Annotated in this window: 9 protein-coding genes; 2 read left to right on the top strand and 7 right to left on the bottom strand. The window is 41.9% G+C overall.

What is annotated here, in order from left to right; genetic code table 11:
- The first annotated feature begins 23 nt into the window (after nucleotides 1–23).
- Together ilvA and AC07UV_RS21770 are read left to right on the top strand one after the other, a co-directional pair.
- A complete protein-coding gene (gene ilvA / locus AC07UV_RS21775) occupies nucleotides 24–1,271 on the top strand; it encodes a threonine ammonia-lyase IlvA (protein ID WP_495185276.1) in 1,248 nt (415 codons plus the stop codon).
- A gap of 316 nt (nucleotides 1,272–1,587) precedes the next feature.
- Nucleotides 1,588–2,103, top strand: coding sequence for a DUF2911 domain-containing protein (locus AC07UV_RS21770; protein ID WP_495185275.1), 516 nt, complete (start codon nucleotides 1,588–1,590; stop codon nucleotides 2,101–2,103).
- A gap of 110 nt (nucleotides 2,104–2,213) precedes the next feature.
- On the opposite strand, the gene AC07UV_RS21765 is transcribed toward AC07UV_RS21770, so the two are convergent.
- From AC07UV_RS21765 to AC07UV_RS21735, 7 genes are all read right to left on the bottom strand, one after another.
- Nucleotides 2,214–4,127, bottom strand: a complete 1,914-nt coding sequence (locus AC07UV_RS21765) for a sodium:solute symporter family protein (RefSeq protein ID WP_495185274.1) — start codon at nucleotides 4,125–4,127, stop codon at nucleotides 2,214–2,216.
- A 42-nt stretch (nucleotides 4,128–4,169) separates the two neighbouring features.
- Nucleotides 4,170–5,099, bottom strand: a complete 930-nt coding sequence (locus tag AC07UV_RS21760) for an endonuclease/exonuclease/phosphatase family protein (RefSeq protein WP_495185273.1) — start codon at nucleotides 5,097–5,099, stop codon at nucleotides 4,170–4,172.
- Between the two features lie 123 nt (nucleotides 5,100–5,222).
- Complete coding sequence (locus AC07UV_RS21755) at nucleotides 5,223–6,434, bottom strand: glycoside hydrolase family 130 protein (protein ID WP_495185286.1); 1,212 nt, start codon at nucleotides 6,432–6,434, stop codon at nucleotides 5,223–5,225.
- A gap of 28 nt (nucleotides 6,435–6,462) precedes the next feature.
- Complete coding sequence (locus AC07UV_RS21750) at nucleotides 6,463–8,226, bottom strand: aryl-sulfate sulfotransferase (RefSeq protein ID WP_495185272.1); 1,764 nt, start codon at nucleotides 8,224–8,226, stop codon at nucleotides 6,463–6,465.
- A 145-nt stretch (nucleotides 8,227–8,371) separates the two neighbouring features.
- Nucleotides 8,372–10,015 carry a RagB/SusD family nutrient uptake outer membrane protein gene (locus AC07UV_RS21745; protein ID WP_495185271.1) on the bottom strand — a complete coding sequence of 548 codons (1,644 nt, stop codon included), beginning with the start codon at nucleotides 10,013–10,015 and terminating at the stop codon, nucleotides 8,372–8,374.
- A gap of 50 nt (nucleotides 10,016–10,065) precedes the next feature.
- Nucleotides 10,066–13,089 (bottom strand): SusC/RagA family TonB-linked outer membrane protein, encoded by a 3,024-nt coding sequence (locus AC07UV_RS21740; RefSeq protein ID WP_495185270.1) that lies wholly within the window; start codon nucleotides 13,087–13,089, stop codon nucleotides 10,066–10,068.
- 481 nt (nucleotides 13,090–13,570) lie between these two features.
- Nucleotides 13,571–14,440 (bottom strand): AraC family transcriptional regulator, encoded by an 870-nt coding sequence (locus AC07UV_RS21735; protein WP_120260223.1) that lies wholly within the window; start codon nucleotides 14,438–14,440, stop codon nucleotides 13,571–13,573.

The following is a 14,440-nucleotide window of genomic DNA, read 5'->3' as shown; positions in this document are numbered from 1 at the left end:
TTCATTAGACATATCATCTAACTATGGATCTATCAACCCTAAACATCGATTCCGAAGCTACACTTGAGCGCATCAAATCTGTGGTCAATCGTACACCGCTACAGTATAATCGGCATTTATCCGAAAAATATGACGCCGAAGTCTATCTCAAAAGAGAAGATTTGCAAGTTGTACGTTCTTATAAATTGCGTGGTGCCTACAATAAGATTATTTCGTTGACCGATGAAGAAAGACAACGTGGTGTGGTCTGTGCAAGTGCAGGCAATCATGCCCAGGGTGTAGCCTTTTCATGCAATAAATTAGACATTAAGGGTGTTATATTTATGCCTGGACCGACACCTCGTCAAAAAATCTCGCAGACCGAAATGTGGGGTAATGGCAATATTGAAATTGTATTGACCGGAGATACATTTGATGACTGTCAAAAAGCCGCTCTGGCGTACACGGAAGAACATGGTATGACTTTCATTCCACCATTTGATGATCTCAAAGTTGTGGAAGGACAAGGTACTGTAGCCGTTGAAGCATTGCAGGATCTTCCTGATATGGATGCCATATTTATTCCGATCGGTGGTGGTGGACTTGCTGCCGGAGCAAGCTATTACCTGAAAAGCAAAAACAAAGCGATTAAGTGCTACGGTGTAGAACCAGAAGGCGCACCATCAATGCAGGCTGCACTTGAACACGACGCACCCTTTGAATTAGAGCACATCAACAAATTTGTGGACGGAGCTGCTGTAAAAAAAATAGGAGCCACAACCTTCGCTATTGCTAAGCAACTCCTCGATGATACACGCTCTATTCCTGAAGGTAAAATCTGTACCTGCATTTTGGAGTTATACAATAAAGATGCAATCGTCGTTGAACCCGCAGGCGCACTTTCTGTTGCCGCATTGGAGTTCCACAAAGATGAAATTAAAGGAAAAAAAGTAGTCTGTATTATTTCAGGTGGCAACAATGATATTGACCGCATGAGTGAGATCAAAGAACTGTCTCTACTTTATGAAGGATACAAGCACTATTTTATCGTACGTTTCCCACAGCGCCCCGGTGCATTGAAACTTTTCGTTTCCGAAGTTCTTGGCCCTAAAGACGATATCACGCGGTTTGAGTTTATCAAAAAAACAGAACGGGAAAGGGGCCCAGCCCTAGTCGGCATTGAGCTCAACAAGCCTGAAGACTACGAAACATTGATCGCACGGATGAAAGAATACAAATTCGATGTCATTGAAATCAATAAAGATCAAACATTATTTGAGTATCTGGTCTAAAAAATAAAAAGCTGCGATTTAAATGCAGTAAACAAAGAAGCACATTCAAAATTAGAGAATGGACCACAGCCCAAAAGTTTTCTGTCTAACTTTTGGGCTGTATTATTATGAGCGAACTTAGATCTGAAGATAAACTCGCCATTTTTTTTATGGACTAGTTTGAGTAATACCAGGAAAATGGAACTATATTTATATTTTCCACAGGATCAAAAACTGGTTTGAACAATTTGCCCAGTCGTTTATATCTGTTAAAATTAATGCTATTTTCATCACATAAAAATCTTATATTTAAGTGTTTAATCAAAAATAAGAACAGATGAGAGTACTAATTTTAACGATTTTGACCCTAATCGGTCAACTTAGCTTCGCCCAGACAGACAAAAGCAAACGTCCAAGTCCTCCAGACAACACCAAGGTAACAACAACCGATGGTGTTACCATCGACATCAATTACAGCCGTCCTTCACTCAAAGGTCGCAAGCTCGGTGTTGATATTGTTCCTGTAGGTGTAGTTTGGCGTACAGGCGCCAATGAAGCCACTACGATCGAATTCAATAAAGATGTATTGGTTGAAGGAAAAAAACTAGCCGCTGGGAAATACGGTCTTTATAGTATCCCTGGAGAACACGAAACAACCCTTATGTTCAGCAAAGTGTGGAATCAATGGGGAACAAAATATGACGCCAAAGACGATGCGCTACGCGTTTCGGTCAGTAATGGTAAATTGGATAACAGTCAGGAGCAGTTCAAAATCAATGCGACTCCCGAAGGTAATATTTCACTGGAATGGGGAGAATATGTCATTCCTTTTAAGGTCAAAGCAAGTAACTAGCTGATACAATAAGTCCGTTTTATAAAAATAGGCTACCGGTCAAAGTACAACTGGTAGCCTATTTTTATATGATCGAAAAGCTTTTATATGGTCAAAAACAGTTCGTATGGTTAGTCAATAATCGTCTTTTCAGTGACGGTCTTGTCTGTTTTATTCAACCCGTACTTTACCATAAAGGTATTATATTCCTCCTCATCACGATTCATTTTATCATACCAGTTCTTTTTCAGGATAAGTGTAGTAATACCCAGTATCAAGATTGTTGTGAGCAAGCCCTGTCCTTGTTTGATCACAATATACATTGGCACCAAGGTCAGACAACATTGCCATACTATACCAACAGCCACGTTGACCATATCCCGTTTAAAATGATCATTCTTCCTGAGATCAGGGTATTTCTCTAGTGCTTTTTGATGAATCGGCCCCCAAAAACCCCAAGGGCGTACACGCACATAAAAGTCTACTAGCACTTCCTCTTCGGTAGGCCGGGATAACCATGTCCCTGCAAAACAGCCAAACAAAGATAGGACAAACAAAAAAGGGAAGAAATATAATGGCAGTGTATCCGGAAAAACCTGCGGTAATATGATCGCTCCAAATATACCCGCTAGCATTCCCCAGAAAAAACCGGCACCATTAAAACGCCACCAATGCCATTTCAATACATTTGCTGCAATATAACCGCCATATAACGCGGAGACTATCCATTGTAAAACGGAGTTTATATTCTGCACATATAAGCCGATAATAGTACTACAGACAACCACAGCGATTGAAACAGCATAACTCAGACGGATCTGCTTTTTGGGAGAAGCAGACCGGTACATAAACTTCAACAACACATCATTTACAAGATAAGCCTGAGCAGCATTTATCGTTGAAGCAAATGAAGACATGAATGCCGCCAATAGCCCTGCCAACAATAGCCCGGTCAACCCAACCTTTCCGAAGCGGCTGATAGCTTTGGGCAGGATAATTTCAAAATCCATCTGATTGCCCATATGTGCAAATTCATCCCGAAAAAATACTAGCGCTAATACCGTGAACCCCATAATCATCAGATAACGTGGGATAAGTAGGATGACCGACACCGAACCGCTCATTAAAGCCGCCTCCTTAGGGGATCTACAGGCCAATATCTTCTGCATGTCATAGTTGGCCGCCGGTCCTGCCATGCTCATAAATATCCCTTTAAATAGCATCATCATGACAAATACCGTAAAAAGATTATATTGATCATCGGCGATCCGGTCCATTATGGAGGGAAGTAAAGTACTCCAATCCAAATCCAGGTGCCAACCGAAGAAGGGGGAGTCCCAACCTTCTGGCGTGTTTGCTGCCAATAGTTCGGGGCTAACTTGCTGCATGGCAATAACAGCGATGGCAATCCCCGAAATAATCATAATACCAAACTTGACCATATCCGCCCACACAATACTATGCATCCCACCAAGCATGACGTAAAAAGTCGTAATCGCTGTAAAGAAAATGCCATACAATTGAGGGGCCATCGCCGGATCAATCGCCAATGGAATAAAGTGGGATACCTGTTCCCATGGAAAAAAAACTTCCATGAATTTCCCTATACCGATAAAGCCGTAACACAAAAACCCCATTACCGCAACTATGGCATATAGAATGACGATCGTATAGGCTCCGTCAGCTCCCCGACCATGACCAAAACGTGTACGGATCCATTCTGCTCCAGTCAGGACATTGGATCGTCGCAACCAGACCGATAAATAGACCATCAAAAAAATTTGATTGAAAACAGGCCATAACCAAGGGATCCACATGCTTTTTAATCCATATACAAAAGCAAGGTAAACCATCCACATGGTTCCCGAGATGTCGAACATACCCGATGCATCAGAAATACCGAGCATATAATAGGGAAGCGTTTTTCCGCCTAAAAAATAGGAATCAAGATTCTTGGCTGCTCGCTTTTTAAGGATCAAACCGATGACAATCATCGCAAGCAAATAACTGACAATGATAACTATATCTATTACGGAAATTTCCATGAATATTCTTTTCGTGGTCATCCGCAATCTACAATTATATTTCTATTTCTCCAATTGATCAATCACGACCGAAACAGGGTAATGATCAGATATCCCTTCAAGTGCAGGACCATTATGCACTTCCACCTGTTTCACATGAGATGCTAAAGGTTCAGACAACAAAATATAATCAAGACGTTCAGAAACGGCCCCCAACCGGGAGTCTCCCCATTTCCAATTGTAAAGCGTCGCTGCAGGGTAGCTGGCACGTTTGATTTTAGGAAATACGTACCGTCCGATACAATCGTCAAAACCAGCAGCCAGAAAAGTTGATAATACACGATAGTCAAATCTACTGCCGTTCATATTGCCATATTGCGGATGCTCCTGATCCCATTTTGTCAAATTCGCTTTCAATACAGACTGCGTTTCCAACCAAATGGCATCCAATGGGGAGTAGGCATTCAGATCTCCCATAATAATACAGCTGTCCAAGCTATTATTCTTTACATATTCCACAATTTGTCTTGCCTCTCCAAGTCTATATTTCCAGGAAAAAGGGCTTAGATGTGTTACGATAAGATCTAAGTTTTTGATCTTCACATGTAGCATCCCATGCCAAAACTGATCTACTTGTGCTTTTACAAGCCTGATCGGATAACGTGAGGAAATACCGACAGGGTAACCTTGCTCTTTTAATAAAACCGTGTAAGTATGTCCATATGCTTTAGCCAATTTTGAGAGATCTGTTTGCTTAAAATCGACCAGTTCCTGCAATGCCACAATATCAGGCTGCTCTTTTCGAATCCAATCACTAAATTTATCCTTTCGATCCTGCTGTTTCTCAAAACCATTCCAGATATTATAAGAGATAATTTTTAAGCTCTCCGATTCTTGAGCCCACACAGAAAATGCTAAACTACAAAGACTGATCAAAGCGAGAATTTTAACACAAACATTCTTTAACATAGCATTGGTTTGTTGATTGCCCATTTTTTTTATTCATACATTTTATTGCCCTGTTGCTAAAGTGTACTAAGCACGCTATTTTCGGCATGCTATTTACGATCATCTATTGTGGTTCGGGTACACTTTGTATTTCTTCCTGATCCCACACTATTGTGAGAGATGACCAACCTCTCCCCGACTTTTATTATTTATATAGTGCATATTATGATCAATCAGATTAATCACCTTGCGCAATGATTCTGCTGAGCGGAGTCCGTCTGCCGGTGTATTCAGGCAATAATCCAGCAATTTGGTTACGGAAGAAACTGCAACATGAGTCCGCGTATCGCTGGAGGCGTAATAAATATACACGGTACCATCTGCATCCATAATCCAACCGTTAGAAAAAAGCACATTGGAAACATCCCCCACCCTTTCCTCGCCTTCGGGAGCCATGAGATAGCCCGCGGGTTCCTCAATTAATTCACTTGGATCCTCTAGGCTCGTGAGATAAAGGTATAATACATAACGTAAGCCCGCTGCAGTCCCCCTGACTCCGTGTGCGAGGTGCAACCAGCCTTTCTCCGTCTTTAGTGGCGCCGGTCCCTCCCCATTTTTAAGTTCCTTGATCGTATGGTAAAAACGTTTATTAATAATCTTTTCCTCTTGGATAACAGCTTTGGTGATATCCTCCACCAAGGCCCATCCAATGCCACCACCGCTTTTTGCTAGAATAAAATCGTCCTGGGGGCGTGTATAAAACGCGTATTTTCCTTCCACAAACTCAGGATGCAGTACCACATTGCGTTGTTGACTGCCAGCCTTTAAATTAGGTAGGCGTTCCCAATGTATCAGATCTTTTGACCGGATGATACCTGTAGAAGCAACGGCGCTAGAAAGATCGCCTGGAGCAGCATCAGACGCACGGCGTTCACTGCAGAAAATTCCATAGACCCAGCCGTCGTCATGTGCCGTAAGCCGAAGATCATAGACATTGGTTTCATCAGATTCCGAATCTGGGAGTACGACAGGATGATCCCAGAAGCGAAATTGATCTATTCCATTGTGACTTTCGGCAATTGCAAAGAAAGACTTTCGGTCGACACCTTCCACGCGAACGAATAGCAGGTACTTTCCTTTCCAATAGATTGCTCCAGCATTCATGGTTGAATTGAAGGCAATTCGTTCCAAAAAATGAGGATTTGTCAATGGATTGAAATCGTAACGCCAGGTAAGCGGAATATGTTCTTTGGTGACAACAGGATTAAAATAACGCGTGACAATTTTTCCCGGACTGAATAATCCAACGTTTGCTTTTTCTAATAATAAACGTTGTGTTTCGATAATATAAGCTTGCTGGCGCTCAAAGGATTCGGACATAAAATTACGTAAGTTCAAAAAAAGTTATTTATAAATTCGAAGGATAGAGTGGCATACGTGTTACCCGGTGAAATGCTGAGCCGCTGCCGGTGGCAATTTCAAGTTCAAACAAAACTTCCTTCGTCTTCGGATCGATTTCCATCACGCGACCTCCATTCCCTATACTTGTTTTCACCCCCATACCGGGAAAGAATAGAATATTACCAGTCTGTGGCAGGTATTGTATCCCCGATAAAGCTTGAGAAAATGCATTTGCCCCTCTTTCTTTTCCATAAGACCAAAGTTGTTGCACTGTTTTCTTAGCCGCATCAATTTTATATTCGACTACTCGGCTATAATTGTTCACACCTGATCCAAAATTGGGGATCCAGCTTCGGTTGTAGCCATTATCAAAAACTAAAATACGATCTTCGGAAAGTGCCACTGGTGTATGAGGCCCCCAGGGCCAGTCAAATCCCGCGATGCTTGCATCACCATTGATGACAGCAGGATCGGTAATAACTGTACCATCCTCAGTAATAGGTTTCAGCAACAACGATTGATAATTGGCACCCCAGAATTTATGTGGAGAAATCATCCATTGAGTCTGTCCTGCGTGGTTAAAACGCACAATACCCTGATAACGTAAGGTCGCCAATAAGTCATTTCCTATTTCTGCGATGGAGTTGTTGTGTGCCCAGTTATTTGCCGTCTGCGAAAACGCAGGAGGAGTAATACCGTCAGGTTTTACGTAACGGGTAGTATCCAGCTGCTTGGCCAGATCCCATTCATTGACCAAGCTCTCTGTTTGGGGATTCAGTTCAATGATGTGGTCATTCATTCGGGGTTGTCCATTAACTAAACGCGCGGCTGTTTTTGTCACTGTTATTAAAAAATTGCTGTTGGCAGCCTCTGTAATTTCATGGTGAAAAGTATAGCCTAATTTCCTTAAATCCCATTGACGCTTCAAGTTACCGAACATGTCAACTTCTACAATGCGCGGTTCAGATTGGTCACCCGCAATGAATGTTCCTTTTTTTGTCCGTTTCAATCCGATGGATAAAGATAGCTTTTTCAACTCCGGCGATTTTTTAAAATCCAATAACCAGCGTAGTTCGCCTTCGTTATCGATCATATAAGGCAGAGATGCGTCTATCTCGCTCATGCCGGGATAGTTCACTAGGTTAACTCCAGGTTCCATCTTAGCGGGCTCCGCTTTGATACTTTTCCACCGCGGAAAGTCCTGTATTTCGATAGCATTTGTCTGGATATGTATCGTGGTACTGCCTCGTTCTATCCCCTTCATACTGGTAAAGGTTAGTTCTACCACATTGTCGTAATCGGGATATAGCCCAAAGATAGGTACTCCTTGCTTCGGCGTATCATCTTGGCATAAATGGGTAATATTGCCCTGATCACCGTGTTTCCCCCGTACGGTAACTTTCACCCGACCATAGGTAGGCAGCCATACATTAACCAAAGCCGCCAATGGATTTAAACCCGAAGGGTTAAGTTTTATACCTTCAACTATAAAGCCAAGGTCTGTACCCTTGCTGGGCACAACCAGTTCCGAACCATCACTAAAAGTAATCTTAGTTTGCCAGCGTTCCAGCTGCGGTTCCACTTTTGCAATTTCCTGCAAAGAGACAGACACCTTTCCACCTTCAAAGTTGAACACATAGTTTTCTTTACCTTTCGTAATGTCAAGCAGCAGCTCTCCCTTATCAACCCATTCATTCAAAGACTGTTTTGAAGGAATCTCTAACACAGCATCCCTATTCCTGGCGCAGGAATAAAATAGGATAACCATCATTCCTAAATATAGATAAGGTATGATGTTCCTTTTTTTTAAATAATTAAAAACACAAGTAGCTGACATAGTTTATATTGCTGATAGATCCTAGGTGTTAAGATTAATTTTTCGGAGGAGCTTTTCAGCTCCTCCGAAAAATTGATAATTACTTCCACAACGGATGTTGTTCTATTTTGGTATTGGTATTCAATTCGTCCTGTGGTATAGGAAGATAGTAATGCTTAGGCCCGAAATTATTGGCCCCTTGCTTTTTGTTATCCACAAAAATCTTCTTCATGTCAGCATACGCAAACCAACGTTTTAAGTCAAAGAAACGATGTCCTTCAAAGAAAAACTCCAATTCATTTTGCTTCATGATTTCCTTCATCAAATCATCTTTACCACCCCAAGTCTTATTAGCCAATCCTGCACGATTACGTATACGTTTAAGGCTGGACGAGGCATCTGCAATATTTCCATTCTGTGCACAAGCTTCAGCATGTAACAATAGTACTTCAGAAAAACGAAACACCCGTAGATTGTTGTTGTTATTCTTAGCGGGATCATAATGAGAGTTGGAACCCGCAGCATTCATATAAGCATTGGTGTACTTATTCATCAAGAAACGCCCCTGTTTTCCATCAATAGTTGGAAAAGCTTTTTCAAGCTCTTCAGGAGAATGTCGCTTAAATTTCTCTTTACATTTCTCCCAAACATCATCAAAAGTCTGATTACCATACCATTTACCATCAACAGCCCCAGTCTGGTAATCCGAATATTTCCATAGGAAACTGGCATTCATACGTTTGTCGAAACGGGTATCGGATCCTGTTGGTCTCTCCTCAGCGATAAAATCACGTATAATAGCCGGTGATGGCATAATCTTGAACCATGCTCCAGTACCATCAGGACCTACAAAGTTAGGCAACACCATACCCAAGTGCGAGTTTGGTTGATCATTCCCCCATACACCACCACTACTCAAGGTACCATCGTATGCCAACTCCCATACCGACTCTTTGTTAAACTTGGTCGTATGTTTGAAATTATCCTGATAATCAGCTACTAAATCATAATTATAAGGTGAAGAAAGTAGTACTTTCAGTTCTTTTTCGGCTTCGCTATATTGCTTGGTATACACTAATGCCTTACCTAGATGTGCAATCGCAGCTCCTTTGGTAACACGTCCCAATTCGGATGCTGGTCTATCCACAGGTAAATTTTCTTTAGCTACTTTGAAATCGGCAATCACCTGCTTCCAGATTTCAGCCTCCGGTGCAGATGCCGCTTCTCCTGGTTCCGCATCATCTGTAGCGACCGTCAAGCGCAACGGTACGTCACCCCAGTTGGCGGCCAATAAGAAATAGTACATCCCTCTTAGGAAACTCACTTCACCGATCAGTTGCTTTTTCTTGGCTTCATCCATAGGCACTTTATTTATATTTTTGAAAAATACATTCGCCCGGTTAATACCTTTGTATAAGCTCCCAAACTCACTATTACCCGTGGAGGCGCTATTCAGAAAATTAACAAATTCCCAGGTAAAGGCTTCTTCCCCGACCAGAAAAAACGTATCATCCGCCCGATTCATCGTCTGATACCCACTCCATGCGCCATAATAACCCGACATCTGGTTACGAATAGGTGAATAAACAGTTGCTACAGCTGATACCGCATCGTTTTCATCCCTCCAAAAAACAACATCCACCGGCTTATTGGGATTCGTTTTGTCCAGAAAATCCTTAGAACAGCCTGTTAGCGACAGTCCCACTACTACCGCAATTGTATATTTATTGATTAAAAATTTCATAGTTGTATTTTAAAAATGCTAAAATTAATGACTAAACATAATTATGTCGTTTAGAAGCTGGCTTGCACACCAAACATAAAGGTGCGTGCCAAAGGGAAACGACCATAATCTGTCCCTGCGGTCATCGTACTGGACCCACCGCCATTCTCATCGGAATTGATTCCCAGATCTGGCGTGTATCCCTTATACTTTGTCGAAGTAAACAAGTTGTCACCAGCGAAAAAGATGCGGGCACTTTTCAATGCCGCTTTGCTCAACACATTCTGTGGCAATGTATAACCTATCTCCAGGGTTTTTAAACGGAAGAAAGATCCATTCTCCAACCAACGGTCAGATGTACGACGTCTATTGTTATTCGGATCTTCACGCGTGTAGCGTGGAATATCCGTATTGGTATTTGAAGTTTTCCAGGAGTTCAACAAACTTGTCGCATGGTTATTGACCTCATTGGTTGATTCTATACGCGCCCGAGTATAGTTATATATTTTATTGCCAGACACTCCGTCAAAGAAAACGCCCAAATCAACGCCCTTATATTCCACATTACCTCGGATACCATAAGCTAGCTTAGGAAAAGGGCTTCCTAAATACTGGGCATCTTGATAATCTGTGATTTTTCCATCATCATTGAAATCTACAAAACGAATATCTCCAGCCTTAGCATTAGGCTGTATAACCGTACCATTCGAACTTTTATACGCCTGTACTTCAGCATCAGACTGGAAAATACCATCAGTCTTAACCAACCAGAAACCTCCTATAGGATAGCCAACTCTCGCCCAGGTAATATCTCCTTCAGCATGCGGATTAAAACCGGCAAACTCTTGTATAGAACCTAGGGTCACAGCCTTCATATTGTTCTTGACAGTAGATGCATTAACAGAAATATTGTATTTAACCGCGCCTATAGCATCCCGAAAACTGGTCAAAAATTCAAATCCCTTGTTACTGATTACCCCAGCATTCATTACCGGAGTACCACCTAAACCCGATGAAGGCGCGCGGTTGATTCCCAAAAGGATGTTCTTAGTCTCGCGCACATAATAGTCAGCACTAACGCTCAATCGATTATTCAAAAAAGCCAGATCTAAACCAATGTCACTGGTTTCGGTTTCTTCCCAGGTCAAGGCATTGGGGGATACCCATTCGTAGCCCGGAATAGCACCTAGCCACAATTTGCCTCCCTGAATGTAATTGATACCATATTGGGTAGTGAACTGTGTGGTGTAGTTACCGATATTCTGGTTACCCAAACGACCATAGCTGGCGCGAATCTTAAATTCATTGACCGTTTTCTTAGCGGACTCAAAGAAGGCTTCGTTCATCACGTTCCAACCCAAAGCAACAGAAGGAAATACACCATAGCGATGACCTTCTGCAAATTTCGAAGAACCATCGCGTCTTATGGTAGCAGTCAGAAGATAACGGTTGTCATAGGTGTACATCAAACGACCAAACTGAGAAATCAACGCATCCTCTTGAAGGTTACCATTGGTAGACTGCTGATCCATTGCTGCGGCATCGATAGCATCTGTACCTAATGGAATATCATAACGTCCCAAACCAAATCCACGGTTATTGTTTTCCTGCGCTGAATATCCAGCCAAAACAGATAGCGTATGCTTTTCAAATGTACGATCATAGTGTAAAGTGTTTTCAATCAACCACTGATTGTTGAAAAATGCACTTTCCCTCAAATAAGATTGTATTAATTTATCACCATACACATGTGGTTCTGCCTTTTTATTATAATTACGTCCTGTAGTACGATTGGCCCCAACATTCAACCTATACTTCAGTCCTTTAACAAAAAGGTCAACCTCCGCATAACCGCTAAGCATAATATCGGTCTGATGACGTTGGTTGTTGTACAAATTGAGGACGCCAACAGGATTTTCGATATTTTTCATCCAGGAAGAATGAGTGCCGTACCCTCCCAATACCGCCGAATCATATACAGGAACCAAAGGGTTCTGGCGCAAAATATCGGTAATCGTCAATTCTGATCCCCGCTGTTGATCCCCATTCTTAATCAAGAATGTATTCCCCAAGCGTAGATGGTTATTAAACAGGCTAAAGGTATTTTTAGTCCGTAGATTAAAGGTTTTGTAATCTGTATTCAAAAGTATCCCTTCCTGAGCCATGTAACCAGCAGAAACACTATAAGTTGAACGTTCACCTCCGCCTGCAACATCCACATTAACTTTATGCATAGGCGCCGCACGGAATACTTCTTTCTGCCAATCCGTATTAGCTGTCATCGCTTCGGCACTCTGAGGCAGTAACTTATTCTCTTTCTGAAAATTTTTCCATTGTGTGGCGTCCATAAGATCCAACATTTTGGAAACCTTTTGCACACCTGTGAATGCGTTTACGCTGAGTGTAGTGGCTGTGTTTTGCCGACCGCTTTTGGTGGTCACAATAACTACACCATTAGCGGCACGTGAACCATAAATCGCTGCTGCTGATGCATCTTTCAAGACTTCCAGAGAAGAAATATCATTCGGATCCACCAAATTGATGTCCCCAAATACACCATCTACAACATAAAGCGGTGTATTGCTACCAAAAGAGCTTAAACCACGAATAGTCACGTTCAGTCCCGCTCCGGGAGCTCCCCCCGCATTGGTCACGGATACCCCCGCAACACGGCCTTGCAACGCTCCCGCTGTACTTTTAGCTATATTAGACTGTAGATCCTCCCCCGATACAGATGCCACAGCACCTGTCAAATCGCGTTTTTTTACTGTACCATATCCAATAACAACAACTTCATCCAAGTCGGTTCCTGATTGAAGCACAATACTATAAGTTGATGCATCATTGACAAGAATCTCCTGTTCCTTCATCCCCACATAGGTAATTTTTAAGGTTTTCCCTTTCTCAACATCAAGTGCGAAGGAACCATCAGCATCAGTTTTTGTCCCCCCGGTGCTACCTTTGATGTTTACAGTGGCCCCCGCCACTGGCTTATTATCTGCATCGAGGACTTTCCCTCGTACTTTTTGGGATTGTTGCGCCCAAGCAAATGTGCCATAAGCCGAAAGTAAAAGCAGTAGAGCTGTTTTTCTCATATTTTGTGTATTTAAGGTTTACAATAAATAGATAGATTGTATATAATATGTCTATACTTAATTTGGTATGCTATTATTGGTCTATAGGACGAAATTAGAGAAAAGGAAAAACCAAGGATAGCAAGATCAGGTCATTTGTATTGTACTTTTAATTCATATTTCCAACAAAGGAATCGCAAAAAAACAAACGCAAACGATTGCGCACTCCAAAAAAGAAAAGAGATTAATGAAAAAATGCATTGGTTCAGCACGAAATACAATGCACTGAAAAACAATGTATTAAAAACAAGTCAACAGTGATTCATTGAACTCTGAACTCATTTTTATTGAATTATTTCACAGCGTTGAGCAACGCGATGCAATCGTTTGTCAGACAGCATGGTCATTGTCAGACAAATTGCCTTTGCTTACCCATTGGTATCATTATGTATGAAAAAATGTACTCAGAATCTGAGTATAGGGGTAGGTTGCAACTAGATCGCTAGATAATCATCTGCTGTTTCCGCAGGCTATTTCTGTATTCAATCGGGGTTATCCCTTTTTTCTTCTTGAATACACGGTAGAAATAAGAAACACTATTAAAACCACATTGCTCGACGATGTCAGCAATTGGAGTCTCCTCTTTTAACAATCGAACGGCCATATTGATCCGGAAGTCAAGTAAGTAGTCGGTAAAATTTAATGTTGTAGCCGATTTTAAAAAACGAGAGAAGGTCGATTTGCTCATGTTCATAATCGCAGCTACCATAGGCAGGCTCAATTCTTTGTTGATATTCGCAACGACATACTCTTGTAGCCGCCCCATAAGCAGCTCACTATTGCTCAAGACCGAATTTGTCGCCGTAGATAATACACGGATATCTTCACCTTTTGACAGTTCATACAGCAGGACAAGCAGCTTCATGACCGAATAAAATCCATCGCGCTCCAAGGTCAATATGCGAAGCAAAGGAAGCACCCGATCTACTGTATCTTTTCCGAAGACAACCCCTCGCGACGCTTTTGACAAAAGCTGCTGTATACTTGCAAATTGCTTTTTGTCCAGATATTGGTCAATAAGCGATGGATGAAACTGTATGGTGATTTCATGGATATCATTGGACTGACATTCACCATCTTTCCAGGCATGTTCAAGCTCTGGACTCGCAATCAGTACCAGATCTTGCTCACCGATCGTTTCTACAGAATTACCAATGATACGCTGTGCACCGGAGGCACCCTCCACATAATTGAGCTCGTATTCGGGATGGATATGCACCGGAAAAGTGAAAGAAGATTTTCGCCTGTCAAAGACCACAAAGCAATCATCGGAGGATAATGGCGATTTTTCTCGAAATATATCAGGTCTCAT

The sequence above is a fragment of the Sphingobacterium sp. GW821-FHT03E03 genome, assembly GCF_059420745.1.
The sequence above is the reverse complement of the archived record's forward strand: the minus strand, read 5'-3'. Positions and strand labels throughout refer to the sequence as shown.

Bases quoted from the DNA above. Each gene is read 5' to 3' on its own strand.
- ilvA (WP_495185276.1), top strand. From the start codon at position 24: ATGGATCTATCAACCCTAAACATCGATTCCGAAGCTACACTTGAGCGC.
- AC07UV_RS21770 (WP_495185275.1), top strand. From the start codon at position 1,588: ATGAGAGTACTAATTTTAACGATTTTGACCCTAATCGGTCAACTTAGC.
- AC07UV_RS21765 (WP_495185274.1), bottom strand. From the start codon at position 4,127: ATGGAAATTTCCGTAATAGATATAGTTATCATTGTCAGTTATTTGCTT.
- AC07UV_RS21760 (WP_495185273.1), bottom strand. From the start codon at position 5,099: ATGGGCAATCAACAAACCAATGCTATGTTAAAGAATGTTTGTGTTAAA.
- AC07UV_RS21755 (WP_495185286.1), bottom strand. From the start codon at position 6,434: ATGTCCGAATCCTTTGAGCGCCAGCAAGCTTATATTATCGAAACACAA.
- AC07UV_RS21750 (WP_495185272.1), bottom strand. From the start codon at position 8,226: ATGATGGTTATCCTATTTTATTCCTGCGCCAGGAATAGGGATGCTGTG.
- AC07UV_RS21745 (WP_495185271.1), bottom strand. From the start codon at position 10,015: ATGAAATTTTTAATCAATAAATATACAATTGCGGTAGTAGTGGGACTG.
- AC07UV_RS21740 (WP_495185270.1), bottom strand. From the start codon at position 13,089: ATGAGAAAAACAGCTCTACTGCTTTTACTTTCGGCTTATGGCACATTT.
- AC07UV_RS21735 (WP_120260223.1), bottom strand. From the start codon at position 14,440: ATGAGACCTGATATATTTCGAGAAAAATCGCCATTATCCTCCGATGAT.